Source organism: Streptomyces sp. NPDC048507 (assembly GCF_043199995.1).
Lineage (GTDB): Bacteria > Actinomycetota > Actinomycetes > Streptomycetales > Streptomycetaceae > Streptomyces.
In genome coordinates this window covers 121,291-146,965 of record NZ_JBICWZ010000004.1, presented here as the reverse complement: position 1 = coordinate 146,965, position 25,675 = coordinate 121,291, and the positions used below count along the sequence as shown (strand labels likewise).

The window sequence follows — 25,675 nt, the reverse complement described above, 5'->3', positions numbered from 1 at the left end:
CCGTCAGTGGGCGGTGGAGTTCTGTGCGGTGTACGTCCGTTCCTTGACGTCCAGGTCGACCTTGACCGGGCCGGCCTTCTCGAAACGCAGTTCGACGGTGATCTTGTCACCGACCTTCGGCTTGTTCTTGAGCCCCATGAACATGATGTGGTTGCCGCCCCGGTCCAGCCGCAGCTCGCCGTTGGCGGGCACGTCCAGGGCCTGGACGTGCTGCATCTTCTGGTCCTTGGTCTCGTGGATCTGCAGATCGTCCGAGAGCGGGCTGGTGACGGCGGTCAGTTTGTCGGCCGTCTTCGAGCCGTTCTCGATGACCATGAAAGCGCCGGCCATCTTGTCGTCGACCGGTTCGGGCATGTAGGCCCCGCTGACGGTCAGCTCCGGCTTGCCCGACGCCCCGGAGGAGTCCGAGGACGAACAGCCGGATATGGCGAGCGCTGCCGTCAGGGAGAGGGCGGCGGCGAGGGTACGGGTGGTGCGGGCGTTCACGGGTTCTCCCCCTTGACGATCTTCGGCAGGTCCTTGGTGTAGTCATCGACGGTGGTGCCCTCGCCGTAGAGGACGTAGCCCTCGTCGGTCTTGGGCGAGAAGCCGATGACCTGGGCCCCGTGCATGGAGACGACGCTGCCGTCGGCCTCCTTCTTCGGGGCCTCGATACCGATGCCGAGCGATCGTGCGGCGGCCTGGATGGTGGCGAAGTCCCCGGTCAGCCCGGTGAAGGACGGATCCTGGGCCCTGAGCCACTTGCCGAGGGAGTCGGGGGTGTCGCGTTCGGGGTCCGTGGTGACGAAGACGACCTGGAGCTTGTCCTGGGCCTCCTTCGGGAGCGCCTTCTTGGCGACGGCGATGTTGCTCATCGTCAGGGGGCACACGTCGGGGCAGTTCGTGTAGCCGAAGTAGATGAGGGTCGGCCGGCCCTTGGTCTGCTCCCGCAGGTTCCACGGCTTGCCGGTGGTGTCCGTGAGGACCAGCTCCGGCTTGTCGAAGGGGCGGTCGAGGACGGTCGCGGCTCCGGTCTTGTTCTGACCGGAGATCTGGGTGACCGAACCTGTGGTCTTGGCCGTCTCACCGCCGCAGGCGGTGAGAGCGAGCGCGGTCGCCACCGCGAGGGCGGCGACCGTCACACGAGTGGTGCGCATGGAGAGATGTCCCTGGGATCGGGGATGGTGGTGCGGACGTACGGGAAACGACGGGGCTCGCGTACGGGCTCCCGCCGTTCCGGGAGGGCCCGCCGACGGCCGCCTCCGGGAGGCGGCCGTCGGAAGGCGGCAGCGGCCGGCGTGAGGCGCGGTCAGGAAGCGCGGCGGCGCGAGGCGATGCCGAAGGCGAGACCGCCGAGGCCGACCACGATGCCCACGATGCCGAGCGTGCGCGCGGTCGTGTCGGAGCCGCTCTCGGCGGTGGCCTCGTCGTGCGTGTCCTTCGCGGCACCGTCGGCGCCCTTGGCGTCGGCGGCGGGCTTCGCGGCGGCGTCGTGGCCGTCGGCGGCCTTGGCGGCCGTCAGCTTCAGCACGGGCGCCGGGGTCTGCGGCTCGGGGGCTCCCGCCTTGGTCTCCTCGATCCAGCGCACGACCTCGTTGTTGTCGTACGTCTGGATGGTCTTGAAGACCATCTGGTCGGCGTTGTCGGGGAGCTTGCCGACGGAGAGCGGGAACTGCTGGAACTTGCCGGGCTCGATCTTGCCGCCGGTCCAGGTCACCTTGGTGACGGCCTCGTTGATCTGCTTGCCGTGCACGGTCAGCGGCTTGTCGAGCTTGGTCTTCTCGACGTTCACGGTCCAGCCGGGGACGTCCTGCGGCATGACGGACGTGAGCGGCTGGTCGATCGGGAAGTTGACCTCGAGCTGCGTGGTCGAGGCGTTGTCGCGCTCGTTGGGCACCTTGAAGTTGATGACCGCGTACCCGCCCTTGGCGGCCTCGCCCGAGGGCTGCACGCTGACGTGCGCGAAGGCGGGACCGGACAGGACGAGGACGGCGCCGGCGGCGAGGGCGGCGGCGAGGGACACACGAGAGGTCTTCACGGCGGAAACGCTCCAGGTAGGCAGGGTGACGTCGCTCCGCGCACGGGCGCGCGCGGAGTCCGCGGCACCGCTGCTCCCGCCGGGTGTCCGGGGAAGGGGGTGCCGCGTCAGGCTGCGAGGGCGAACGCCGTGGGCGGCCCGCGCCTGATCACCGAGTGCAGGAGTGCTTCCCGGCCGGTCGCCGCGACGCTCGCCGGGACGGTCCGTCGGGCCAGGGGGCCGCGCGAGGGCGTACCCGGGAGTCCGGCCGCGAGGGCGCGCACGAAGGACAGCGCGGCCCGCAGCGGACGTACGGGGTCGGCCTGCGAGGAGCGCCGGGACAGTTCGACGAGCCGGAACAGCGCGGCGTCGCCGCGGCCCAGCAGCCAGCCGGCCGCGAGCGCGGCCAGCAGGTGGCCGAGCAGCATGGCCGGGCTGAACAGCCCGATGGCGGGCTCCCCGGCGGCTCCCGCCATGTGCGCGTGGGCCATGTGGCCCTGCGCCGCGGCCTGCCCGGCCATGGCGGCCGGGTCCAGTCCGGCGGTTTCCAGGATCTGCCGGGCATCGGCCTGGCTGAGCGGCACGGAGTTGCCCCCGCACACCAGCCGGGCGGCGAGCGCCGCCAGCGAGGTGTCGGCGGCGTCGGCCGGCATCGGGGCCGCGCCGTGCTGGCCGAGGCCGAACAGCGCGTGCAGTGCGAGCTGCCCGACGGTGAGTCCGGCGGCGATGCCGGGCAGCGACCGGCGGCGCCCCGCGAGGGGCGCCGCGACCGCGAAGACGCCGACGAGGGCCAGGGCCAGCGCCCACCACGGCACGGTCGCGCACGAGGCCACCGCGTGGCCGGCCGCGGACAGCACGACGCAGACCGCGGTGAACACCGCGGCCCGGGTCATCCGCAGGCCCGCTCCGGCGCGTGTCGTGTGGGTGGCAGTCATGGCCGGGTCATCATCGCACTGGGCCCGTGCCCTGCATACGGCAGGTGCTGGAGGGACCCTCGGGTTCCGGCCCAGGGTCAGTGCGGGGTCAGTGCGGGGGCAGCGCGCGGTCGGCGCGCGGTCAGGACGGGCACGGCGGACGGTCAGCGCGGTGCGGCCGGGCCGGGGGGCCGTCGGGCCGCCTCGCATACACCGCCGCCCGGGAGGGTCGCATCGGCCGAACGAGGGCTCTGACGACGCCCGGGGGCTTACGGCCCGCCGAGGGCGGCAATAGGTAACCGTATGAGCATCTGGTGGTCTCTCCACTTGAGGCGGGAAGCCGCGAGCGTGCCGCTCGCGCGGCGACTGCTGCTGGGGACGATGGAGACCGCGGGGGTGGACCCGGACATCTCCTTCGACCTGTCGGTCGCCTTGACCGAGGCGTGCGCCAACGCGGTGGAGCACGGCGGCCTCGGCGGCCCCTGCGAAGGCGACGCGGAACCGCGCCCCGGCGGCGACGGTGTCCCGGACGGAACCGAGGCGTACCACGTCACGGCCTATCTGGACGGGGACCGCTGCCGCATCGAGGTGACCGATTCGGGGCCGGGCTTCCCGCCGGCGACGGTCTCCCGCCCCAGACCCTCGCTCGCCGAGCACGGCCGGGGCCTGCACCTGATCGCCGAGCTCGCCGATCACGTCCGCTTCCGCAACCGGCCGGGCCGGGGCGCGGTGGTGAGCTTCGACAAGATGCTGAAGTGGCGTGACGGCGCCCTGCTGCACGTCTCGTAGCCACCGCCACCGCAGCCGCCACCACCGCAGCCACCGCCACCACCGCAGCCACCGCCACCACCCGTCCGCCCGCAGCGGCGCTCCGCCCCGACACGCCGGTGGGCGGGGACCGGTCCGGTCCCCGCCCACCGTCACGCACGCCCCCTCGGGCAGGTGCGCGTCAGCCCTTGAGGCGCGCCATCCACGCCTCGACCTCGTCCGACCGGCGCGGCAGCCCGGCGGACAGGTTCCGGTTGCCGTCCTCCGTGACGACGATGTCGTCCTCGATCCGGACGCCGATGCCCCGGTACTCCTCGGGCACGGTCAGGTCGTCGGCCTGGAAGTACAGACCGGGCTCGACCGTCAGGCACATGCCCGGCGTCAGCGTGCCGTCGACGTAGGCCTCGGTGCGCGCGGCGGCGCAGTCGTGGACGTCCATGCCGAGCATGTGGCCGGTGCCGTGCAGGGTCCAGCGGCGCTGCAGGCCGAGCTCCAGGACGCGCTCGACGGGGCCTTCGACCAGGCCCCACTCGACGAGCTTCTCGGCGAGCACGTGCTGCGAGGCGTCGTGGAAGTCGCGGAACTTGGCGCCCGGCTTCACCGCCGCGATGCCGGCTTCCTGGGACGCGTACACGGCGTCGTAGATCTTGCGCTGGATCTCGCTGAACGTGCCGTTGACCGGCAGCGTGCGCGTGACGTCGGCCGTGTAGAGGGAGTGGGTCTCCACACCGGCGTCGAGCAGCAGCAGGTCGCCCGAGCGGACGTCGCCGTCGTTGCGGACCCAGTGCAGGGTGCAGGCGTGCGGGCCGGCGGCGCAGATGGAGCCGTAGCCGACGTCGTTGCCCTCGACGCGGGCGCGCAGGAAGAAGGTGCCCTCGATGTAGCGCTCCGAGGTGGCCTCGGCCTTGTCGAGGACCTTCACGACGTCCTCGAAGCCGCGGACGGTGGAGTCGACGGCCTTCTGCAGCTCGCCGATCTCGAAGGCGTCCTTCACCGCGCGGGCCTCGGAGAGGTAGACGCGCAGTTCCTCGTCGCGCTCGGCGGTGACCTTGTCGGTCAGCGCCTTCTCGATGACCGCGTCGTGCCCGCGTACGCCGCGGACCGGCCCCTCGGCCTCGGCGAGGGCCTCCGCCAGCTCGCGCACGTCCTTCGCCGGGATCCCGAGCAGCTGCTCGGCCTCGGTCAGGGAGTGGCGGCGGCCGACCCACAGCTCGCCCTGGCCGGACAGCCAGAACTCGCCGTTCTCGCGGTCGGAGCGGGGCAGCAGGTAGATGGTGGCGGTGTGGCCCGCGGGGCCCGTGGGCTCCAGGACCAGTACGCCGTTCTCGGTCTGGTCGCCGGTGAGGTACGCGTACTCGGTCGACGCGCGGAAGGGGTACTCCGTGTCGTTCGAGCGGGTCTTCAGGCGGCCGGCCGGGATCACCAGGCGCTCGCCGGGGAAGCGCGCGGCCAGCGCGGCGCGCCGCTCGGCGGTGTGGCCCGCCTGGGCGATGGGCTCCAGGCCGTGCAGCTCGGTGTCGGCCCAGCCGCTGCGCATGTTCTCGGCGAGCTCTTCGCTGACGCCCGGGTACAGCCCGTTCTTGCGCTGCTTGTGCTTCTTCTGGGGCTGCTCTTCTTCCGGGGTCTCCGGGGTGAGCTCGTCAGCCACGTCTTCTCCTCAGCCGCATCGACACGCAGGTCCGGGTGTGTGGACCTCGTTCATCGTATGTGCGTCGGGGAGGCGCCCGGCGATGGCTGTGACATATCAGTCATACCGGGCGTCTTCGCGGCTCCGTCACCCCGTCCACCCCGCGCGGGCGGACGCGGCTCAGTCGAACCGGGCCGCGAGCAGGACGATGTCCTCGGCCGGGTCCGCCCCGGTGGCGCCCGGGTCCTCCCCGGGCAGGACGGTGCGCAGGATGTGGTCGCAGAGGGCCGCCGGGTCGTCCCGGGCGCTACGGGGAACCCCCGCGGCCGCCGCGTGCAGCCGGGCGTAGGCCCGGTCCATGGGGTCGCCGGTGCGCCGCAGCAGGCCGTCGGTGTAGAGCAGCACCGTTTCTCCGGGTGCGGGCTCGATCTCCACGCTCGGCGCCTCCCAGCAGGCCAGCATGCCCAGCGGCGCGGAGAGGGAGGTCTCCACGTACTCGGTGCGGCGCTCGCCGATGAGCAGCGGCGGGGTGTGCCCGGCTCCGGCCAGGATGATCTTGCGGGCGGCGGGCTCGCAGTACGCGAAGAGCGCGGTGGCCGAGCGCGCGGGCTCGGTCAGGCGCAGCAGCAGCTCCAGGTCGGACAGGACCGCGACGGGGTCCTCCCCCTCCATGACGGCGTACGCGCGCAGCGAGGCCCGCAGCCGGCCCATCGCGGCGACGGCGCTCGGCCCGGAGCCGGTGACGGATCCGACGGCCAGGCCCATGGCCCCCTCGGGCAGCGGCAGGGCGTCGTACCAGTCGCCGCCGCCGCGCGGGCCGGTGTGGTGCCGGGCGGCGAGCTGGACCCCGGGGATCCGGGGCAGCCGGCTGGGCAGCAGTTCCTCGGCGACGGTGGCCAGCCGGGTGCGGGAGCGGTCCACCTCCAGCATCCGGGCCAGGTGCTCGGCGGCGTAGCGCACGTAGAGCCCGACGAGGTCGCGCTGGCGCTCGCTCGGCTCGGCCTGCTCGTCGTAGAGCCAGACGGCGGCGCCGAGCCGGCCGGTGGCGTCCGCCGCCAGCGGCAGCGCGTAGCTGGCGGCGTAGCCGAGCCGGGCCGCGACCTCGCGGTGGCGGGGGTCGACGGGGGGTTCGTGCTCCCCGGCGCCGCCGGCCGCCGGAGCGGCGGCCGGTTCGGGCAGGAAATCGGAGCCGCCGTGGGCGTCGGGCAGTCCGTCGAGGATGCGGCCGTACGAGGTGGCGCTGCGCGGCACCGTCTCGATGTGACCGAGGTCGGCGCGGCCCAGGCCGAGGCCGATCGTGGTGCTGGGCCCGAGCCCGTCGGAGGGCTCCAGGACGACCAGTCCGCGGCGCGCGCCGACGAGGACGGCTCCGGCGCGCAGGAACTCCTGGAGGGAGGAGGCGAGGTCGGTGGCCCGTGCGAGGCGTTCGGTCAGCTCGTGCAGGGTCGTGAGGTCGGAGACCATGCCCGCCAGCCGGTCCTGGATGACGCTGCTCGCGGCAGGCGTTGCGGCCTGGGCGGGGGCGGTTCGAGGGGCGGGGGAGGCGTTCGTGGACGTCGAGGTGGATGCGGGCGTGGGCACCGCAGTGTGCGCTGACGCTGTAACTGCTGGATCGATTCCAGCCACTTTCGGCAGATGCGGGGCGCTCATGGCGTCCGCCTTTCCACCTGGTGCGATTCGCCATATAGCATCGCAAACCCCCAGATCGTGCTGCGCCGCCATCAATGGATCCACATCTACACGCACACGAGGAGCGATGTCCAGCATTGCCCAGGCGGGAATCCTGGTGTCCGTGGGACGGCGACTCACTGTTCAGCCGGGGCTAAAACTTGGCCGGAAAAAGCGGCAAGCGGACGTTTTTTGCGATCGACTGGACAGGCGTCCCAGCCGGTCCGGGTACGTAATCGGCAGTGCCCGGGGCCAGTTGGCGACTCCCGGCACCGCCGGGAACCGTCCGGCGCGGGCCGTCGTCCTTAGCGGCGGCAGCCGGTTTCGGTAGCGGCGCGGGTCGTCCGGGTCGTCCGGGAGGTCCCGCCGGACCCCCGGCGGACGTTCGATGGACCAGTGAGAAAACTGCACGAACCGTGTGAACCTGCTTGCGGCGGACAGTGACGCGAAACGTGTACGTGTGGTGAAAAACCGCTCACATGGTGTGATGTGGCCCTCGACGTTCAACGGAAAGGAACGAGCGCTCATGCGCGAGATCCTCGGAAGGCGTCTCCAGCGGCTCCGCGATCGTTTCAAACTCCCGCGCGCCGCCCCCTCCCCCTCCCGCTCCACCGCGACGGGCGCGGCCGGCGCCGTCCCGTCCCTCCTCGACGGCGCGCTGACCTGCGCCACCGTCCACCACTGGCCGGTACTCCCCGGCGTCGGCCGGGCGGCCGGGGACGGTGCGCGCTGCGCCTGCCCCGACCCCGACTGCGTGGTTCCCGGAGCGCATCCCTTCGACCCCGGGCTGCTGGCCGCCACCACCGACCCCCGGATGGTGACCTGGTGGTGGACCCGGCGTCCCGGGGCCCCGCTGCTGCTGGCCACCGGCGGGGCGGCGCCGTGCGCGGTGAGCCTGCCGGCCGGGGCGGCCGCGCGGGCCGTCGAACGGCTGGACGCGCAGGGGCTGCGGCTCGGTCCGGTCGTCGCCACCCCCACCCGGTGGTCCCTGCTGGTGGCGCCGTACTCGCTGGAGCGGCTCGGCGAACTCCTCTACGCCAAGGACCACGTGCCGGCCTCGCTGCGCTTCCACGGCGAGGGCGGATACCTGCTGCTGCCGCCCTCCACGGCTTCCGGCGGCGGGCAGGTCCGCTGGGAGCGGGAGCCCGCGGCGGGAGCCGGCGGGCTGTGGCTGCCGGAGGTCGAAGCGGTCGTGGACGCGCTCGTCGAGGCGAGCAGCGGCGCTCCCGGCGGGGGCAGCAGGCTCGCGTACTGAGTCACTCGTACGGGTGCCAGTACGACGAGTTTCCCGGGGAATTGGGCGCGGGGATCTCCGCGCCCCTTTCCCGCGTCGCTATCTTCGGCGAATGAATCTCCGCCTGATCGGTATCGGCGCCGGTGTGCTGATCATCTTGTCGCTTCCCCTGGCCGGAGCGATCGCCGGGCCGGATTTCGCCGGTCAGGGCGACGGAAAGGGCGGGGGGCTGCTCTCCTCGCTCGGCCTTTCGGACCCGTCCCGTACGCCGCCCGGGGCGCGGGCCGCCGCCGCGCAGGCGAGCCCCGGGCCGGCCCTCCAGGCACGCACGGACTCCCGCTGCGGTCCCGAACTCTCCGCCCCGCAGGGCCTGGAGGCGCAGACCTGCGTTCTGGAGGGCGAGGGGCAGACGTGGGGCCGCAGTTACTACCGCAACACCAGTGGCCGCGCGCTGGACGCCGTACTGACCGTCATGGGGCCGGCGGGGCGCACGGTGCAGATCCGCTGCGCCGTGGCGGCGGGGGACGAGCCGGGCCTGTGCGAAACGCCGCGGGGGGAGTCGGTCGGGACTCCGGACGGCTACTCGGCAGTTGCGGAGTTTGCAGTTCCGGATGATGAAGGGCGGCTGCTGCTGCGGTCCGGGAGCAACACACCGGCACCGCGCGAGGGTTGAGCACCACCTGAAAAGCAAGGGCCCGGTCGCTGGCGACGGGGGATGCACCAGCGACCGGGCTACAAGAACGGTAACAAGAGATCGCCTGTTCGCAAATTCGATCTCTGATATTCAGACATCGATTTGCAGGCGATTAGCGGGAGTTGTGACTCCGGTCACCGCTCCCGCGGGCCTCCGGGACGTCAGCTGAGCGTCACCTGACGGTTGGTGAGGCCGCCGCGCGCACGACGCTCCTCCGTGGTCAGCGGGGTGTCCGTGGCCAGGGCCGCGGCCAGCCGCTCCGCGAGCTCGGCCGCGGGCTTCTCCACGTCCTCGGCGCCGACCCCGGTGGGCAGGTCCCAGACTGGGACCATCAGGCCGTGGGCCCGGAAGGAACCCACGAGCTTCGTGCCCTCGCCGAGCGAGGAGGTGCCGGCGGCGTGCAGCCGCGCGAGGGCGTCGAGCAGCTTCTCCTCGGGGTGCGGCATGACCCAGCGCAGGTGGTTCTTGTCCGGGGTCTCGCACCAGTAGGCGGCGTCCACGGAGGTCAGCTTCACGGTCGGGATGGCGGCCGCGTTGGCGCGCTCCAGCGAAGCGGCGATCTCCGGGGAGGCGTTGCGGTCGTCCTCCGACTCCGGAATCCAGAATTCGAAGCCGCTGTGCACAACCGGCTCGAAAACGCCGTCGAGGTCCAGGAGATCCTGAAGTCGGCTGCCCTCGGCCGGCACGCGCCGGGCGGCAACCGGAGTGCCAGGATCCGCAACGAGCGCCCGCTCCAGGGTGTCGGCCATGTCGCGGGCCAGGTCCCCGGTGCTCGAGTCGTTCTGCAGGCCGAGCAGGACGGAGCCGTCCTCGCGGCGCAGGGCCGGCCACGCCATGGGCAGTACGGTCACCAGCGTGACGGACGGGACGCCCTCGGGCAGGCCGCCCTTGAGGGTCAGCGGGATGGTGGCCGCGGGGACCAGCTCGCGCAGCGCGACCCAGTCGCACTCGCCCGGCAGTCCCTCGAACGGTCGCCGCACGTGCTCGGTGACGGCGTGCGAGGCGGCCGCGCCGTGACAGGCCTTGTAGCGGCGCCCGGAACCGCAGGGGCAGGGCTCGCGCGCACCCACCACCGGGATCTCCCCGTTGGTGATCTGCGGCTTCGCGGTCTTCGCGGCGGGGCGCTTCTTGGCCATCGTGGGTGTCTCCCGGTTGCGGCGGTACGGCGGTCTCTCTGGTCGCGAGCCTAGCCGTTCGTACCGCCGCATCCGGTGGGGTGCGGCCGGGAGCACGGTCGGCGTGCGCTCCCGGGGGCCGTCCCCCCGTGCATCCGGGGGATCCGCTTCACGGATCCAGATCGTCGAAGGCGGACGCGAAGTCGATCGCCGGGGCAGTGACGCGCGTAGCGAAGTCGTCGTGCCGGGGCCCGCAGGCGACGATCACCCACACGGTGACCTCACCCGCCGCTCCGTCCCGGACACCCCAGTCCTGGGCCAGGGCGCTGATGATGTTCAGTCCCCGGCCGCCGTGCGCGGTGACCGAGGGCGTGGAGGGGACCGGGCGGGTCGGGCCGCCGCCGTCCGTGACCTCGACCGTCAGCCGTCCCGCCTTGTCGACGCGCCAGGCGGCGCGTACGTCCCCGTCCCCGACCTCCCGCGCGCCCAGCGGCCGGCCGTGCCGGCAGGCGTTGCTGAGCAGTTCGGAAAGGATCAGTACGGCATCGTCCACGACCGTGTCGGACAGGCCGCCGATGCGCAGCTGTTCGCGCATGCGGTGCCTCGCCTCGCCCACGCCCGCCGGTCCATGGGCTATGTCCATGCACGACGACGTGGGCACTTCCTGTGCCATCACCAACGCCACCCCCGGAACCTCCTTAGCCCCACGCCATGGTCTGGATGCCCCAATGGCCTGGACCGGAAACCGCTCTGACGAGGCCCTCTGACGCATTCATGACCAATGAACGCGGAGCGGATGCGCCGGTGCACACCCTGTCACGCGCGGGTCGCGTGGGGCGGGTGCGCAAACCGGGACGTCAGCGTCCCAGTTGTGACAGAACCTGACGTGGCCTGTTCGTGATGATCGCCTCCACACCCAGATCCGCGCATAGCTGAACATCTTCGGGCTCGTTCACGGTCCATACGTGGACGGAGTGCCCCGCGGCCTGGAGCTTGCGGATGAAGCCGGGGTGGTTGCGCACGATGCGCATCCCGGGCCCGGCGATGCGCACCCCGGCCGGCAGCCGCCCGTCGCGCATCCGCGGGGAGATGAACTGCATGAGGTAGACGGCCGGGATCGTGGGGGCCGCCGCGCGCACCCGGTGCAGGGAGCGGGCGGAGAAGCTCATCACCCGGACCGGGTGCGGGCCGTCGGCGGGCGGGGCGTCGAGGCCGAAGCGCTTGAGGAGGAAGAGCAGGCGTTCCTCCACCTGTCCGGCCCAACGGGTCGGGTGCTTCGTCTCGATCGCGAGCTGGACGGGGCGGCCGGCGTCGGAGGTCAGTTCCAGCAGCCGCTCCAGGGTGAGCACGGAGGTGCGCTCGGGGTCCGCGTCCCAGTCGGGGGACTCCTCGCGGTCCTTCCACGAGCCGAAGTCGAGCGCGGCGAGCTCGGACAGCTCCAGGGCGGAGACGGCCCCGCGGCCGTTCGAGGTGCGGTTCACCCGGCGGTCGTGGACCAGGACCAGGTGGCCGTCGGCCGTCAGCCGGATGTCGCATTCGAGGGCGTCGGCGCCGTCCTCGATGGCCTTGCGGTAGGCGGCCAGGGTGTGCTCGGGGGCATCCTCCGAGGCGCCGCGGTGGGCGACGACCTGGATGGGGCGAGGCAGTGCGTGGGTCACCCGGTCATGGTGCCATCGAGGGGGCTTCGCGCGTCGGGGTGAGTCCTGGGGATGCGCCCGATATGTCGGAGATAAAGGATGGGGGGCGACGCACAGGTCCGGCTTACAGTGCTCTGACGGGTCATGGGAAAGGCTTCACCCTGGAACTTGTGCGGCATGTCGAACGTTCAGTCGGACCGATGCCGGGCCGGTTCAGGGCCGGCATCGCCTGATTTCCAGTGGCCTTGAAGGCCGTGTAGCCGTGTGTGACTGAGGAGAGAGCGCTGTGAGCACCGAGAACGAGGGCACCGCGGCCCCGACGCCCCCCGCGGCCCCGTCCGCACCCCCTGTGCCGGTGGCCGCCTCCGCCCCCGAGCAGGCTCCGGCCCAGCCGCCCGCCGCCCCGCCGGCCCCCGCGCAGGCTCCGGCCGCGCCCGGCGCCGAGCAGACCCAGCAGCTCCCGCCGACCCCGGCCGGGCCGCCCGCGTACGGTCAGCCCCACGACCGGCAGCCGGGCCCGTACGAGGGCCAGGCGCAGGGCCCCTACGAGGCCCACCAGGCGCAGGGCCCGTACGAGGGCCAGCACCAGGGCCGGCCCGCCCACGACCCGAACCAGGCCTACGGCCAGACCCCGCCCCCCGCCCCGGCCGCACACGGCGCCGAGGGCTGGCCCCCGCCGCCGCCCGCCGTTCCCGCGTACGAGGGGGGCGGCTCCGGCCACGGCGGCTGGGGCGCCCCGCTCCACACCGACGGCGCCCCCGCGCCCAAGCCGAAGGGCCGGGGCGGCCTGGTCGCGGCCGTCCTCGCGGCGGCCCTGCTCGCGGGCGGCATCGGCGGCGGCATCGGCTACTGGGCGGCGGAGCGCAGCGACAACGCCTCCGGCTCGACGACCATCACCGCCAGCACCCCCAAGGACGTCAAGCGGGACCCCGCCTCGGTCGCGGGCCTCGCCGCGTCCGCGCTGCCCAGCGTCGTCACCATCGAGGCCTCGGCCGGCGACGGCGAGGGCGGCACCGGCACCGGCTTCGTCTACGACGAGCAGGGCCACATCCTCACCAACAACCACGTGGTGGCCTCCGCCGCCAACGGCGGCAAGCTCTCCGCGACCTTCTCCAACGGCAAGAAGTACGAAGCCGAGGTGATCGGCCGTGCCCAGGGCTACGACGTGGCGGTGCTCAAGCTGAAGAACCCGCCCGCCGGCCTGAAGCCGCTGGCGCTCGGTGACTCCGACAAGGTCGCCGTCGGCGACTCGACCATCGCGATCGGCGCCCCCTTCGGCCTGTCCAACACGGTCACCACCGGCATCGTCAGCGCCAAGAACCGTCCGGTGGCCTCCGGCGACGGTTCCGGCGGCAAGAACTCGTACATGAGCGCCCTCCAGACGGACGCCTCCATCAACCCGGGCAACTCGGGCGGCCCGCTGCTCGACGGCCGGGGCGCGGTCATCGGCATCAACTCCGCGATCCAGTCCGCCGGGAACGGCGGCTTCGGCGGCGGCCAGGCCGGCTCGATCGGCCTCGGCTTCGCCATCCCGATCAACCAGGCCAAGAACGTCGCCGACTCCCTGATCAAGACCGGCAAGCCGGTCTACCCGGTGATCTCGGTGTCCGTGGACCTCCAGGCGAAGAGCGACGGGGCCAAGATCTCCGAGCAGGGCGCGGCCGCCAACGAGCTGGTCGACCCCAACGGCCCGGCCGGCAAGGCGGGCCTCAAGCCCGGCGACGTCATCACCGAGTTCGGCGGCCGCCAGGTCGACAGCGGTCCGACCCTGATCAGCCTGATCTGGACGTACAAGCCGGGCGACACCGTGAAGCTGACGTACCTGCGCGACGGCAAGCCGAACACCGTCGACATCACCCTCGGCTCGCGGGTCGGCGACAAGTAGACGGCCGAAGAGCGGCGACGGACGACGAAGGGCGACGAAGAGCGGCGACGGGCAGGCGCTCGACGCTGGCTTGATGGCAGGGGCCGTGGGCGGGATTCCGTCTACGGCCCCTCCCAATATCTGCTTATGCTTCGCTCGTGTTCGATTCACGGCACATACGGACATTCCACGAAGTGGTCGCGGCGGGCTCGTACTCCGCGGCCGCTCGCGTCCTGGGCTACACCCAGCCCGCGATCACCCAGCAGATGAAGGCGCTCGAACGCGCTGTCGGCACCCCGCTGTTCACCCGCGTGGGCCGGAAGATGAAGCTCACCGAGGCCGGCGAGTCCCTGGCCCGGCACGCCGAGTCCATCCTCGGCAGCCTCTCCGCCGCCGAGGCCCAGCTCAAGGCGTACACCCGGCTGCGCACCGGACGCGTCCGGGTCTGCGGATTCCCCAGCGCCAACGTCACCCTGGTCCCGGAAGCCCTCAGCGGCCTGGCCAAGGACCACCCCGGCGTCCAGGTCGAGCTGCTGGAGGGGGAGCCGCCGGAGTCCCTGCGCCGCCTCCAGCGCGGTGAGTGCGACATCACCCTGGCCTTCACCTACCCGGGTCTGCACGAGGAGATCCCCGAGGAAGTCGCCGAGGTCAGGCTGCTGGAGGACCAGCTGACCGTGCTGCTGCCGACCGGGCACCCGCTGGCCCGGCGCCGCGCCGTGCACCTGGCCGACCTCGCGGAGGAGCGCTGGATCGCGGGCTGCCCGCGCTGCCGCGCCAACCTGCTGCACGAGTGCGCCGAGCTGGGCTTCGTACCCGACATCAGGTTCGCCACCGATGACAACCTGGTCGTCCAGAGCCTCGTGGCGCAGGGCCTCGGCGTCGCCATGATGCCCGCGCTGGTACTGCCCTCGCTCTCCCTCAGCCGTGTCTGCGGACGGGTGCTGGAACCCGCCGCGCGCCGGCACATCGCCGCCTACGTCTACCGCGACCACCTGCGCATCCCGGCGACGGCCGTGGTGCTCGACGAACTGAAGCGCGTGGCGGCGAACCGGGTCGGCTGCTGAGCGCCGCCGGCTGAGCCCGGCCCCTCCGGCGCTCCGGCGACCCTCGATCCATAAGCGGAGCTTGGGAATTCAGGGCAGAACTGTCGTTGGACGTGATGGATCGGCCGACGGACGCTGCTTCCATGACCACCACCACGCAGGCCCGTACGACCGCGAGGATGGCCGCCCTCGTCAGTGAGATCCGCAACGTCGTCGACCGGGGGCTCGCCCCCGATCTGACCGCCTACCTGGTCGGTGAACGACTCGCCCCGCACCTGGGCGCCCCCGAGCTGCTCGCCCCCGAGCAGCGCGAGGGCCATCCCGACCGGTACCGGCAGCACGTCCTGCACACCGAGCCCGACGGAAGCTTCTCCGTGGTCGCCCTGGTCTGGCTGCCCGGGCAGGAGACCGCCATCCACGACCACGTCTCCTGGTGCGTGGCCGGAGTGCACGAGGGTGCCGAGAGCGAGGTCCGCTACCGGCTGGCCCCCGCCATCGCCCCCGGGAGCACCGCGCGGCTCGTGGCGACCGAGGAAGTGGTCAACGGCCAGGGCGACGTCTGTGGATTCGCCCCGCCCGGCGACATCCACAAGGTGCGCAACTCCTGTCGTACGAAGGCGATATCCCTGCACGTCTACGGAGCCGACGTGAGCCGGCTCGGCAGCAGCGTCCGCCGCGTCTACCCGGAACCGACCGGCTGATGGCCCTCCTGAACCGCACCGTCCCGCAGCCTCCGAGGACGCCGCTGCGCGGTGTTTCACGTGAAACATCCACCTCCTGGCCCGGATTGGCCCTCGCCGCAGCCGGCACCCTGGTCGCCTGGTGCGTGCACCTGCTGATCCCCGCGGTACCGATGCTGACCGCCTCGGTGGTGCTCGGCATCGCGGCAGCCCACCTTCCAGGTCTACGGAGCACGGTGCGCGGCACCGCCCGCCCGGGCCTGTCGCTGGCCGGTCGGCGACTGATGCGCATCGGCATCGTCCTGCTGGGCCTCGGCCTCGGGCTGGACCAGGTCGCCCGCCTCGGCTGGGCGACGGTGGCGATGGTGACCGGCGTGGTCGCGGCCACCTTCTTCGGTACCGTCTGGCTCGGCCGCCGCCTCGGACTCCCCGGGGATCAGCCCCTGTTGATCGCCACCGGATACTCGATCTGCGGGGCCTCGGCGATCGGAGCGGTCAGCGAGGTGTCCGGCAGCGACGAGGAGGACGTCGCCTCCTCGGTGGCCCTGGTCACGCTGTGCGGCACCCTCGCCATCGCCGTCCTGCCCCTCCTCCAGGGCCCGTTGGGGCTCACCGACCTCGCCTTCGGGCGCTGGGTGGGGGCGAGCGTCCACGACGTCGGCCAAGTGGTGGCGACCGCACAGACCGCGGGCCCCGGGGCGCTGGGGGACGCGGTGCTGGTCAAGCTGATGCGGGTGGCCCTGCTGGCGCCGCTGGTGGCGGCCGTGGCCTTCTCGATGCGCGCCCGCCGGCGAGGCGCGCGCACCACCTCGGGGCGCAGGCCCGCTCCGGTCCCGCTCTTCGTGGCCGGGTTCCTGGCGGCGGCCGCACTGCGCACCACCGGGGTGCTGCCCGCCGCGTTCCTGGACTGGGCGCACACCGCGCAGGGGCTGCTGCTGGCAGCCGCCCTGTTCGGCCTGGGCAGCGCGGTGGACCTGCCGAGGCTGGCCCGGACCGGCGGCCGGGCGGCACTGCTGGGGCTGGGGGCCTGGGTGATGGTGGCCGGCGTCTCGTACGTCGGCGTCCTGCTCACCACCTGACGCGTATCCCGATTCGCCCGACGTCCCGTCTCCGCCAGCAGAGTTGGCCATTTCCTGGCCGGAACCGACCGAACGTCCGGACTGCCTCCTGACATCTCGCGCCCCTCGTGCGACGGTGCCCCCGCACAGCCGATCCGCACCGACAGCTCTTCACCCCACCCTGCCCGGGTCCGACCGGTCCGGGCACGGACGAAGGAGTCTGCGTGAATCGTCATCGCACGGCGGCGTCCGTCCTCCTCGCCGCGGGCGCGCTGCTCGCGGGGGCCCTGACGGCCGCCTCCCCCTCGGCCGCCGCCCAGTCGCCCACCTCGTACCGGCCGTCGCACACGGCCGGCTTCTGGACGGCGGAGCGGATGCGCCGGGCCACCCCGCTGGACGCGCCGGCCGGCCCCGGCGCCACGACCACGCGTACCGGCGCCACCGGGTCCGCCCCTTCCGCCCCGTCCGGCCCGCCGGTCCGGGTGGCACCCACGTCGGCCTCGCCCACGGCCTTCCCGCAGGCCGGCGGGGCGTGGACGGGCGGCGGGGCGATCGTGAAGACCTCGGGCCGGGTCTTCTTCACCATGGGCGACCGCACCGCCTCGTGCTCCGGCGACTCGGTCACGAGCGCCAACGGCAGCACGGTCATCACCGCCGGGCACTGCGTGAAGTACCAGGGCGCCTGGCACACGAACTGGGTCTTCGTCCCGGCCTACGACAACGGGAACGCGCCCTACGGCCAGTGGCCTGCCACCAAGACCTTCGCGACCGACCAGTGGGCGGCGAGCGAGGACATGAACATGGACGTGGGCCTCGCGGTCGTCGGCCCCCTGAACGGCCGGAAGCTCAGCCAGGTCGTCGGGGCCCAGGGCATCCTCTTCAACGGCGGCTACAACAAGAAGATGTACTCCTTCGGCTTCCCGGCGGCGGCCCCGTACGACGGCACGAAGCTCGTCTACTGCAGCGGGAACAGCGGCAAGGACTTCCTGCTGACCAAGGACCACGGCCTGGGCTGCAACATGACGGGCGGCTCCAGCGGCGGCCCCTGGCTCCAGGACTTCAACGAGGCGACGGGCCTGGGCACCCAGGTCTCGGTGAACAGCTTCGGGTACGCCTTCCTGCCGAACCGGATGTACGGCCCCTACTTCGGCGACGAGGCCAAGGCCGCCTACGACAGGGCCCAGGCCTCCTGACCCCCGCCACCCCCTCCCGCCCCGGAAACACCCACCACACCCACCCCCACATCCCGGTACTCTGTACCGGCCAGGTGGGTTGCCCGAGCGGCCTAAGGGAACGGTCTTGAAAACCGTCGTGGCAGCGATGTCACCGTGGGTTCAAATCCCACACCCACCGCAGCGGAACGGCCCCTGACCAGTACGTCGGTCAGGGGCCGTTCGCGTGCGCGGGGTGGGTGCGGCGCCCGGGGGTCAGTCGTGGCGGGTCACGGCGGCCGGCTGGAGGCGCAGTTCCTGGACCTGGTAGCAGTCCGCGTAGACCGTCGCGACGACCGCGCCGCAGGCGCACGCCAGGTTGGGTCCCCACTCGCCGTCCATGCCGCAGCAGGAGCCGCGCCGCATCGCGGGGTCCGGGTGCGGCTCCAGGCCGGTGCCGTCGTCCGGGTGGAGGACGAGGGTCCCGCGGGGGCCGGACTCGACCAGCAGGCCGGAGGGCTCGTCCAGGACGTACGGGGGCCCGCACGGCTGCGGATCCACGGCGAACGCCCCCGGGGCCATGCGCACGATGGGCCCATCGGTGTGACCCTGCGCGTCCGTGGGGTCCGCGTCGGGCCGGTGCCACTCGGCGTCCACGTCCGGGTGCGGCAGGGGCCGCTCGGTGAGCGCCCGCGTGAGCGCACGGCCGCAGGTGCGGCACTGGAAGGTCGTCATGGGGACACCTCGTTTCCCGGCTGATTATCGGCGTTGGTTCATACGAGTGGTGTTTGTCGGAAGAACGGCGCGGGTCGTGGGGGCCCTGCGGTTGCGACCACATCATGACGAATGTATGCAGATCCGCCCTTCGGAACATTGAGAAATGAGGCATCCGTCATGACCCACCGCAGCAGCGTCACGTCGATCTGGACCACCGTCCTCGCCGCCCTCGTGGCCCTCCTGGCCGCCCTCGGATTCGGCGGCAAGGCGGCTCCGGTCGCCGCTTCCGCGTCCGTCGCCACTCCGATGGTCCCCGCCGTGCGCCGGCCGGCTCCGGTGGCGCGACGGACGTGGCGGGCGATGATGCGGGGCGGTTCGCTCCCGCCGACCATCAAGCAGCGGATCCGCGCCGAGGCCCACGGCAAGTCCCCGTCGGTCCGCTGTTCGACCACCGCCGCCGCTCTCGCCGCCGACGCGGTGTCTGGTACGGGATCCGGTTCGGGTGTGGGTGCCGGTGTGGGTGCCGGTGTGAGTGCGGGTGCGGGTGTTCGGGCGGGTGCCGGTGTGGCGGGTGGTCTCGGCGGTGGTGCGGAGCGTCGGCAGATGGCGCTCGCGGCGTAGTGGGGCTGCCTGAGCAGTACGGCACCAGCAGCGAGAGCGGCCCGGTCGGTCCGGCCGGCGGGTTGTGCGGCGCCGTGGAACGGACACGGCACAGGACGTACCCCGGGACGCAGTGGCAGGGCGTACCGCAGACGCAGTGCGGAACGCGGTGCGTGACGCAGCGCGGGACGGCAGTACAGGACGGCAGCGCGTAGGGCAGCACAGGACGGCAGCGCGGAAGGCGGCTCCGGACGCGGACGAGACGCGGACGAGATGCCGGTGAGACGCGGCAGACGTACGAGCGCAGGCGCTGGAGCCCGGTCGGAGACGGCCGTGGATCGCGCCGCGGAGTGCCCCCGGAGCGGGGCACGGTGGAATGGCCCCGGCGGACGCCCGGGGCGTGCAGGGGGCGTGAAGCTCGACAGGCAGGGCCGTAGGACCGGGAGACGGTGGGGTTCCCGGACGACACGGCCCTCATCGGCATGTCCGGGACAGGCCGGTTTGAGGGAACGGTTCGTCCCTTGCGCGCCAAGGGTTTCAGCGCGGGTACAGGCGCTGACCTGCGGTCGTCGGGGCGTGAACGAGGTTTATCCGATGTTGGTCATGCTTGCGGGGGAATAGGCGGCTGCGGGGTGGTTCGCCGGGGATTCGGTGGGCAACTCTGGTCTCGCGACGTCGTCCGCAACACGGAACGACCGAGGCGGTCGGCCAACTGCCTTGGAGATCACCCGACTTCGGTTTTCTGGAGGATTCAGACATGGCAAGCATCCGTACCGCCCGCGTCATCGCCGCCGTCGCCGCTCTCCCCCTCGCCGTGGCCCTGTTCGGCGGGGTGGCCTCGGCCGACAACGGCGCCCTCGCGAACGACGGGTCGAATGCGAGCGTCGCCAGCATCATCGGCAGTGGTGTGGGCGGCAACAACCACGGCAACTCCTCCACCTCGCAGCAGGTGGCCACCGGCTCCGGTGCCTCGAACCAGAACAACACCGCGCAGGTCAACGGCTCGGCCTTCACGGCGATCCACCAGTCCAACTCGAACGTCGCGGTGAACTTCCACCCCTGGTGGTAGGCGGCCCCTGAACCGCGAAGACCGCTGAGGGCGCCCGTACGACCGGACCGGCTGGGGTCCGGTCGTGCGGGCGCCCTTCCGTGTGCCCTTCCGGGTTCCCCCGCCGCCCGGCCGGTCTCCCGACCTTGACATCCCGAGTGAATCTGACGGACAGTCAGCTCCACTCGTCCGATGATGCGATGCCGGGAGGCCAGTGCCGTGCACCTCGCCCCGTCCGAAGCCCAGTCGAGGCTGCGCGCCGAGCTGCGCGAGTACTTCAGGAAGCTACTGCCGGACGGGGCGCCCGAGGACCCCGCGGCCCAGCGCGCCCTGCTGCGCCGGATCGGCGCCGACGGGCTGCTCGGCATCGGCTGGCCCGTCGAGTACGGCGGTCAAGGGCGCGGCGCCGAGGAGCAGTTCGTGTTCTTCGACGAGGCCTACCGGGCCGGGGCGCCCGTCTCGATGGTCACGCTCAACACCGTCGGACCCACCCTCATGAAGTACGGGACGAGCGAGCAGAAGGACTACTTCCTCCCCCGCATCCTGCGCGGCGAGCTCGTCTTCGCCATCGGCTATTCGGAGCCCGGGGCCGGCACCGACCTCGCCTCCCTGCGCACCCGGGCCGTCCGCGACGGAGCGGAGTGGGTGGTCGACGGACAGAAGGTCTTCACCTCCAACGCCCAGAACGCGGACTGGATCTGGCTGGCCTGCCGCACCGACCCCGAGGCCCCCAAGCACAAGGGCATCTCGATCATCCTGGTGCCCACCGACGGCCCCGGTTTCACCTGGACCCCGATCGACACCGTCGGCGGCCTCACCACCACCGCGACCTACTACGACGGCATCCGCGTCCCCGCCGGCCACCTGGTCGGCCCCGAACACGGCGGCTGGGGCCTGATCACCAACCAGCTCAACCACGAACGCGTCGCCCTCGCCGCCATCGGCATGCAGGCCGAGGACTTCTACGAGCGCGCGCGCCAACACGCCCGTACCCCCGATTCCGCCACCGGCGAGCGCCCGGGCGACCGCCCCTGGGTGCGGGCCCGGCTGGCCGAGGCCCATGCCCGGCTGGCCGCCGTACGCCTCCTCAACTGGCGCCTCGTCCAGGACGTGGGCGCGGGCACCCTCGCCCCCGGGGACGCCAGCGGGGTGAAGTTCCTGGGCACCGAGTCCGCCGTCGAGGTGTACCGGATCTGCCAGGAGGCGGTGGGGGAGGAAGCCCTGATCAGGGGTCCCGGGGCGTTCGCCGGCGGCGAGCTGGAACGGATGAACCGGGCCGCCCAGATCAACACCTTCGGCGGCGGGGTCAGCGAGGTCCAGCGCGAGATCGTCGCGATGATGCGGCTCGGCATGAAGGGGAGGAAGCGATGACCGGGGGACCGACGACGCCTGGCGCCGGGCACACGGCGGCCGGGAAGGCCGCCGCGCACACCGAGGCGCACACCGGCGGGGACGCCGACGGGGACATACGGTTCCACGCCGCCCTCAAGGCCTTCGAGGGGCGCCCCGCCGCCACCGCCGGCCGGGGCAAGGACCCGGTCAACGAGGTGATGATCCGGCACTGGTGCGAGGCCATGGGAGACGCGAACCCCGCCTACACCGGCCCGGACGCCATCGCGCCGCCCACCATGCTCCAGGCCTGGACGATGGGCGGGCTCTCCGGCCACACCGGCCGCTCCGGAGCCTACGACGAACTCCTCGCGCTCCTCGACGGCGCGGGCTGCACCTCCGTCGTCGCCACCGACTGCGAGCAGGAGTACCTGCGTCCGCTGCGGCCCGGGGACACCATCACCTTCGACGCGGTGATCGAGTCGGTCTCCGCGCGCAAGACGACCAAGCTCGGCACTGGGCACTTCGTGACCACCCGGATGGACGTCCACGCGGACGGCCGGCTCGCCGGCACGCACCGCTTCCGCATCCTCAAGTACGCCCCGGCGGGCACGAGGGCGACACCGCGGCCCGCGTCCGTCCCCCAGCGCCCCCGCCCCGTGATCAACCGCGACAACCAGGGCTTCTGGGACGGGGTGCGCGAGCACCGGCTGCTGATCCAGCGCTGTACCGCCTGCGCCACCCTGCGATTCCCCTGGCTCCCCGGCTGCAACGCCTGCGCCTCCCCCGCGTGGGACACCGTCGAGGCGAGCGGCGCCGGCACGGTCTTCAGCTACGTCGTCATGCACCACCCGCCCTTCCCCGCCTTCGACCCGCCGTACGCGGTGGCCGTCGTCGAGCTCGCCGAGGGCGTCCGGCTCGTCACGAACATCACCGGCGTGCCCTACGACAAGGTGCGCATCGGCCTGCCCGTCCAGCTGGAGTTCCTGCGCGTCGACGACACGCTCGAACTCCCCGTCTTCCGCGGAGAGGCGGGCTGACATGGACTTCCACCCCACCGAGGAACAGGCCGCGGCGGCCGGCCTGGCCGCCCGGATCTTCCGCGACCTGGCCACCCACGAACGCCTCGCCGCGGCGGGCACCGGCAGCGACGCCGAGCTGTGGAAGGCCCTGGTCTCCGCCGGACTGATCACCGCCGTAGAGGAGACCGGCCTCCTCGGCCTGGTCCTGCTGCTGGAGGAACAGGGCCGCACCACCGCACAGGTCCCGTACGCCGCCACCTGCGCGTACGGCGTCCTGCCGGTGGCCGCGCACGGCAGCCCCGCCCAGCGCGCCGCACTGCTGCCCGCCCTGGGCTCGGGCGAGGCCGTCGCGACCGGTGCCTTCCCGGCCCGGGGCCGCCGGATCACCGCCGCGCCCGACGGCCGACTGACCGGCACCGCACCCGCCGTGCCCTGGCTGCGCGACGCCACGCACGTGCTCGTCCCGGACGCCGACCGGGCGTTGTGGCTCGTACGGACGGACGCGCCCGGGGTGCTCACGGAGCCCGTGGAGACGACCGCCCCGTGGTCGGCGGGCCGGCTGACGCTGACCGGCGCCCCCGCGGAACGACTCGGCGTCCTCGGCCCGGCCGCGGGCGCCACCGGCCCGGCCGGACGCGGTGCCTACGAGCAGGTCCTCGCCGGCGCCCGCACCGCCTTCGCGGGCCTCCAGGCGGGCGTCTGCGCGGGCTCGCTCGCCCGCGCCGTCGAGTACACCTCCACCCGCGAGCAGTTCGGGCGGCCGCTCTCCACCAACCAGGGCGTCATGCTGCGGGCGGCCGACGCCCACATGGACACCGAGGCGATCCGGGTCACCGCCTACGAGGCGGCCTGGCGCATCGACGCGGGGCTCGACGCGCGCGCACACGTCCTCACGGCCGCCTGGTGGGCCTCGGAGGCGGGCAAGAGGGTCGTCCACACGGGCCAGCACCTGCACGGAGGCATGGGCGCCGACCTGGAGCACCCCGTCCACCGGCACTTCCTGTGGGGGCGCCAGCTCGACGCCTACCTGGGCTCCGGCGGCGAACTGCTGGCCGAGCTGGGCGACACCCTCGCCGCGGCCGAGGACGAGGAGGAGGACGCATGAACGTCGGCGACGCACTGCCCCCGCTGGAGATCCCCATCACCCGGACGCTGATCGTCGCGGGGGCCATCGCCTCCCGCGACTACCAGGACGTGCACCACGACGCGGAACTCGCCCGCGAGAAGGGCTCCCCGGACATCTTCATGAACATCCTGACCACGAACGGCCTGGTCGGCCGGTACGTCACCGACCGGCTCGGTCCGCGCACCGTGCTGCGCAAGGTCGCGATCCGCCTCGGCGCCCCCAACCACCCGGGCGACACGATGACGCTCACCGGTACCGTCACCGCCCTCGACGGGGACACCGCCGAGATCCGGATCGTCGGCGCCAACGCCGTCGGCCACCACGTCACGGGCACCGTGACCGTCACCCTGGGGGCCGGCGCATGAGCGTCCGTACCCGCGACGAACTCGGCGGCCGCGCCGCCATCGCCGGCATCGGAGCGACCGAGTTCTCCAAGGACTCGGGCCGCAGCGAGCTGAAGCTCGCCGTCGAAGCGGTCCACGCCGCCCTCGACGACGCCGGGCTGACCCCCGCCGACGTCGACGGCATGGTCACCTTCACGATGGACACCAGCCCCGAGATCACGGTCGCCCAGGCGGCCGGCATCGGGGAGCTCTCCTTCTTCTCGCGCATCCACTACGGGGGCGGCGCGGCCTGCGCCACCGTCCAGCAGGCCGCCCTCGCCGTCGCCAGCGGGGTGGCCGAGGTGGTGGTCTGCTACCGCGCCTTCAACGAGCGCTCCGGCCGCCGCTTCGGCTCCGGGGTGCAGCAGCGCGAGGCCTCGGCGGAGGGCGCGGCGCTCGGCTGGTCCCTGCCCTGGGGCCTGCTCACCCCCGCCTCCTGGGTGGCGATGGCCGCCCAGCGCTACCTGCACGCCCACCACCTGACCCCCGAGGCCTTCGGCCACGTGGCGGTGACCGGCCGGCGGCACGCGGCGAACAACCCGGCCGCGTACTTCCACGGCAAGCCCATCACCCTCGCCGACCACGCGGCCTCCCGCTGGATTGTGGAGCCGCTGCGGCTGCTGGACTGCTGCCAGGAGACGGACGGCGGCCAGGCCCTCGTCGTCACCACCGCCGAACGGGCCCGGGACCTGCGCCGGCGCCCCGCCGTGATCACCGCCGCCGCCCAGGGGGCCGGCCGCCGCCAGGAGGCGATGACCTCCTTCTACCGCGACGACCTCACCGGGCTCCCGGAGATGGACGTCGTCGCCCGCCAGCTCTGGCGCACCAGCGGGCTGCGGCCCGCGGACATCGACGTCGCCATCCTCTACGACCACTTCTCCCCCTTCGTGCTCATGCAGCTGGAGGAGTTCGGCTTCTGCCGGCCGGGCGAGGCAGCGGACTTCGTCGCCGCCGACGCGCTCCCGCTCAACACGCACGGCGGCCAGCTCGGCGAGGCCTACCTGCACGGCATGAACGGCATCGCCGAGGCCGTCCGCCAGCTGCGCGGCACGTCCGTCAATCAGGTCCCCGGCACGGAACACGTCCTGGTCACCGCCGGGACGGGGGTTCCGACCTCCGGCCTGGTCCTGGGAGCCGACACCTGAGCGACCGCCCCGGCCCCCGGCCCGCCACACCCACCGGCGCCACCCGCCCGTGGTCCCGGTCCGCGCCCGTCCCTCCACCTACAGGAGGTGGGGCGCGGCCCGGTCCTACAACCTGAGACGGACCCGTCTTCGGCACCTGCGGCCGATCCCACGGGCGCCGCCCGCTCCTAGCGTGGAGCCATGACCACGCCCGTGTGCACCCAGGCCTCGAATCCGACGCCGTACCCGTCGTTCTCGGCGTACGTCCGGACCCGGGGCTCGGTCCTGATGCGCACGGCGCGGTCGCTGACCGCCAATCCCTGCGATGCCGAGGACCTGCTCCAGACGGCGCTCACCAAGACCTACGTCGCCTGGGACCGCATCGAGGACCACCGGGCCCTGGACGGCTACGTCCGGCGCGCCCTGGTCAACACCCGGACCTCCCAGTGGCGCAAGCGCAAGGTCGACGAGTTCGCGTGCGACGAGCTCCCGGAGAGCGAGGAGCCGCCCGCCTGCGACCCGGCCGAGGCGCAGGCGCTTCGCGACGCGATGTGGCGCGCGGTGACCCGGCTGCCCGACCGGCAGCGGGCCATGGTGGTGCTGCGCTACTACGAGGACCTCAGCGAGGCGCAGACCGCCGAGCTGCTCGGCGTCTCGGTCGGCACGGTCAAGAGCGCCGTCTCCCGCGCGCTCGGCAAACTCCGCGAGGACCCGGAACTGACCCCGGTGCGCTGATCCGCCCGCGATGTTTCACGTGAAACGCGGCGACCCGCCCCGGCCGCGCGATGTTTCACGTGAAACGGGTACCGGCCCACAGTGATCCACCCCGCAGTTTGTACTCCCGGGTAGTGACATGCCGAGCGGTATGTGCACAGAA

At 72.7% G+C, this 25,675-nt stretch carries 26 protein-coding genes and 1 tRNA gene; 17 read left to right on the top strand and 10 right to left on the bottom strand.

The features are described 5' to 3' along the window. Positions 1 to 3: 3 nt before the first annotated feature. The 4 genes from ACGFXC_RS13685 to ACGFXC_RS13670 form a co-directional block, all read right to left on the bottom strand. Entirely contained in the window at positions 4 to 486 is a 483-nt protein-coding gene (locus tag ACGFXC_RS13685; RefSeq protein ID WP_393712448.1) for a copper chaperone PCu(A)C, read from the bottom strand. Then, positions 483 to 1,136, bottom strand: a complete 654-nt coding sequence (locus ACGFXC_RS13680; RefSeq protein WP_393712446.1) for an SCO family protein — start codon at positions 1,134 to 1,136, stop codon at positions 483 to 485. The genes ACGFXC_RS13685 and ACGFXC_RS13680 overlap by 4 nt, the downstream gene beginning before the upstream one ends. A gap of 152 nt (positions 1,137 to 1,288) precedes the next feature. Continuing rightward, positions 1,289 to 2,017, bottom strand: coding sequence for a YcnI family protein (locus ACGFXC_RS13675; RefSeq protein WP_393712444.1), 729 nt, complete (start codon positions 2,015 to 2,017; stop codon positions 1,289 to 1,291). Between the two features lie 107 nt (positions 2,018 to 2,124). Next, entirely contained in the window at positions 2,125 to 2,931 is an 807-nt protein-coding gene (locus ACGFXC_RS13670; RefSeq protein WP_393712442.1) for a hypothetical protein, read from the bottom strand. A gap of 282 nt (positions 2,932 to 3,213) precedes the next feature. Between ACGFXC_RS13670 and ACGFXC_RS13665 the strand changes: the two genes are divergently transcribed. Beyond that, positions 3,214 to 3,699, top strand: a complete 486-nt coding sequence (locus ACGFXC_RS13665) for an ATP-binding protein (RefSeq protein ID WP_393712440.1) — start codon at positions 3,214 to 3,216, stop codon at positions 3,697 to 3,699. 160 nt (positions 3,700 to 3,859) lie between these two features. Here the strand turns inward: ACGFXC_RS13665 and ACGFXC_RS13660 are convergent, their stop codons facing one another. Then, entirely contained in the window at positions 3,860 to 5,326 is a 1,467-nt protein-coding gene (locus tag ACGFXC_RS13660; RefSeq protein ID WP_393712438.1) for an aminopeptidase P family protein, read from the bottom strand. Between the two features lie 159 nt (positions 5,327 to 5,485). Beyond that, the gene (locus ACGFXC_RS13655; RefSeq protein ID WP_393712436.1) at positions 5,486 to 7,072 is read right to left on the bottom strand and encodes a PP2C family protein-serine/threonine phosphatase; all 1,587 of its coding nucleotides are present in this window, start codon (positions 7,070 to 7,072) and stop codon (positions 5,486 to 5,488) included. Positions 7,073 to 7,499: 427 nt separating this feature from the next. Here ACGFXC_RS13655 and ACGFXC_RS13650 point away from each other — a divergent pair, with 427 nt between their 5' ends. Further along, positions 7,500 to 8,228 carry a bifunctional DNA primase/polymerase gene (locus ACGFXC_RS13650; RefSeq protein ID WP_393712434.1) on the top strand — a complete coding sequence of 243 codons (729 nt, stop codon included), beginning with the start codon at positions 7,500 to 7,502 and terminating at the stop codon, positions 8,226 to 8,228. A gap of 91 nt (positions 8,229 to 8,319) precedes the next feature. After that, positions 8,320 to 8,880 (top strand): hypothetical protein, encoded by a 561-nt coding sequence (locus ACGFXC_RS13645; RefSeq protein WP_393712432.1) that lies wholly within the window; start codon positions 8,320 to 8,322, stop codon positions 8,878 to 8,880. 182 nt (positions 8,881 to 9,062) lie between these two features. On the opposite strand, the gene ACGFXC_RS13640 is transcribed toward ACGFXC_RS13645, so the two are convergent. From ACGFXC_RS13640 to ACGFXC_RS13630, 3 genes are all read right to left on the bottom strand, one after another. Continuing rightward, positions 9,063 to 10,037, bottom strand: a complete 975-nt coding sequence (locus ACGFXC_RS13640; protein ID WP_393712430.1) for a DUF5926 family protein — start codon at positions 10,035 to 10,037, stop codon at positions 9,063 to 9,065. Positions 10,038 to 10,185: 148 nt separating this feature from the next. Continuing rightward, positions 10,186 to 10,788: an ATP-binding protein gene (locus ACGFXC_RS13635; protein ID WP_393712428.1), complete on the bottom strand. Its 603-nt coding sequence runs from the start codon at positions 10,786 to 10,788 to the stop codon at positions 10,186 to 10,188. An 85-nt stretch (positions 10,789 to 10,873) separates the two neighbouring features. Beyond that, positions 10,874 to 11,674, bottom strand: a complete 801-nt coding sequence (locus tag ACGFXC_RS13630; RefSeq protein WP_393712426.1) for a glycerophosphodiester phosphodiesterase — start codon at positions 11,672 to 11,674, stop codon at positions 10,874 to 10,876. Positions 11,675 to 11,939: 265 nt separating this feature from the next. On the opposite strand from ACGFXC_RS13630, the gene ACGFXC_RS13625 reads away from it, so the two are divergent. The 6 genes from ACGFXC_RS13625 to ACGFXC_RS13600 all read left to right on the top strand — a co-directional run bounded on the left by ACGFXC_RS13625 (position 11,940) and on the right by ACGFXC_RS13600 (position 17,651). Then, positions 11,940 to 13,538 carry a S1C family serine protease gene (locus ACGFXC_RS13625; RefSeq protein WP_393712424.1) on the top strand — a complete coding sequence of 533 codons (1,599 nt, stop codon included), beginning with the start codon at positions 11,940 to 11,942 and terminating at the stop codon, positions 13,536 to 13,538. A gap of 137 nt (positions 13,539 to 13,675) precedes the next feature. After that, positions 13,676 to 14,581, top strand: a complete 906-nt coding sequence (locus ACGFXC_RS13620) for a LysR family transcriptional regulator (protein ID WP_351823157.1) — start codon at positions 13,676 to 13,678, stop codon at positions 14,579 to 14,581. A 122-nt stretch (positions 14,582 to 14,703) separates the two neighbouring features. Further along, positions 14,704 to 15,261 carry a cysteine dioxygenase gene (locus ACGFXC_RS13615; RefSeq protein WP_393712422.1) on the top strand — a complete coding sequence of 186 codons (558 nt, stop codon included), beginning with the start codon at positions 14,704 to 14,706 and terminating at the stop codon, positions 15,259 to 15,261. Further along, a complete protein-coding gene (locus ACGFXC_RS13610; protein WP_393712420.1) occupies positions 15,261 to 16,319 on the top strand; it encodes a YeiH family protein in 1,059 nt (352 codons plus the stop codon). The genes ACGFXC_RS13615 and ACGFXC_RS13610 overlap by 1 nt, the downstream gene beginning before the upstream one ends. Positions 16,320 to 16,522: 203 nt before the next feature. After that, on the top strand, positions 16,523 to 17,491 hold the full coding sequence (locus ACGFXC_RS13605; protein ID WP_393712418.1) for a trypsin-like serine peptidase: 969 nt from the start codon (positions 16,523 to 16,525) through the stop codon (positions 17,489 to 17,491). 73 nt (positions 17,492 to 17,564) lie between these two features. Next, positions 17,565 to 17,651 (top strand) — tRNA-Ser (locus ACGFXC_RS13600). A gap of 74 nt (positions 17,652 to 17,725) precedes the next feature. Here ACGFXC_RS13600 and ACGFXC_RS13595 read toward each other — a convergent pair. Next, on the bottom strand, positions 17,726 to 18,184 hold the full coding sequence (locus tag ACGFXC_RS13595) for a hypothetical protein (protein WP_393712417.1): 459 nt from the start codon (positions 18,182 to 18,184) through the stop codon (positions 17,726 to 17,728). Between the two features lie 159 nt (positions 18,185 to 18,343). On the opposite strand from ACGFXC_RS13595, the gene ACGFXC_RS13590 reads away from it, so the two are divergent. From ACGFXC_RS13590 to ACGFXC_RS13555, 8 genes are all read left to right on the top strand, one after another. Then, positions 18,344 to 18,787 carry a DUF6344 domain-containing protein gene (locus tag ACGFXC_RS13590; protein WP_393712415.1) on the top strand — a complete coding sequence of 148 codons (444 nt, stop codon included), beginning with the start codon at positions 18,344 to 18,346 and terminating at the stop codon, positions 18,785 to 18,787. A 736-nt stretch (positions 18,788 to 19,523) separates the two neighbouring features. Further along, positions 19,524 to 19,835 carry a hypothetical protein gene (locus ACGFXC_RS13585; RefSeq protein ID WP_393712413.1) on the top strand — a complete coding sequence of 104 codons (312 nt, stop codon included), beginning with the start codon at positions 19,524 to 19,526 and terminating at the stop codon, positions 19,833 to 19,835. A gap of 198 nt (positions 19,836 to 20,033) precedes the next feature. Then, the gene (locus tag ACGFXC_RS13580) at positions 20,034 to 21,185 is read left to right on the top strand and encodes an acyl-CoA dehydrogenase family protein (protein ID WP_393713174.1); all 1,152 of its coding nucleotides are present in this window, start codon (positions 20,034 to 20,036) and stop codon (positions 21,183 to 21,185) included. Continuing rightward, the gene (locus ACGFXC_RS13575) at positions 21,182 to 22,183 is read left to right on the top strand and encodes a bifunctional MaoC family dehydratase N-terminal/OB-fold nucleic acid binding domain-containing protein (protein ID WP_393712412.1); all 1,002 of its coding nucleotides are present in this window, start codon (positions 21,182 to 21,184) and stop codon (positions 22,181 to 22,183) included. The genes ACGFXC_RS13580 and ACGFXC_RS13575 overlap by 4 nt, the downstream gene beginning before the upstream one ends. A 1-nt stretch (position 22,184) precedes the next feature. Then, positions 22,185 to 23,270, top strand: coding sequence for an acyl-CoA dehydrogenase family protein (locus ACGFXC_RS13570; protein WP_393712410.1), 1,086 nt, complete (start codon positions 22,185 to 22,187; stop codon positions 23,268 to 23,270). Then, positions 23,267 to 23,656, top strand: a complete 390-nt coding sequence (locus tag ACGFXC_RS13565; protein WP_393712408.1) for a MaoC family dehydratase — start codon at positions 23,267 to 23,269, stop codon at positions 23,654 to 23,656. The genes ACGFXC_RS13570 and ACGFXC_RS13565 overlap by 4 nt, the downstream gene beginning before the upstream one ends. Continuing rightward, a complete protein-coding gene (locus tag ACGFXC_RS13560; RefSeq protein WP_393712406.1) occupies positions 23,653 to 24,819 on the top strand; it encodes a lipid-transfer protein in 1,167 nt (388 codons plus the stop codon). Before ACGFXC_RS13565 ends, ACGFXC_RS13560 begins: the two co-directional genes overlap by 4 nt. Before the next feature lie 180 nt (positions 24,820 to 24,999). After that, positions 25,000 to 25,533: a SigE family RNA polymerase sigma factor gene (locus ACGFXC_RS13555; protein ID WP_393712404.1), complete on the top strand. Its 534-nt coding sequence runs from the start codon at positions 25,000 to 25,002 to the stop codon at positions 25,531 to 25,533. The last annotated feature ends 142 nt before the right edge of the window (positions 25,534 to 25,675 follow it).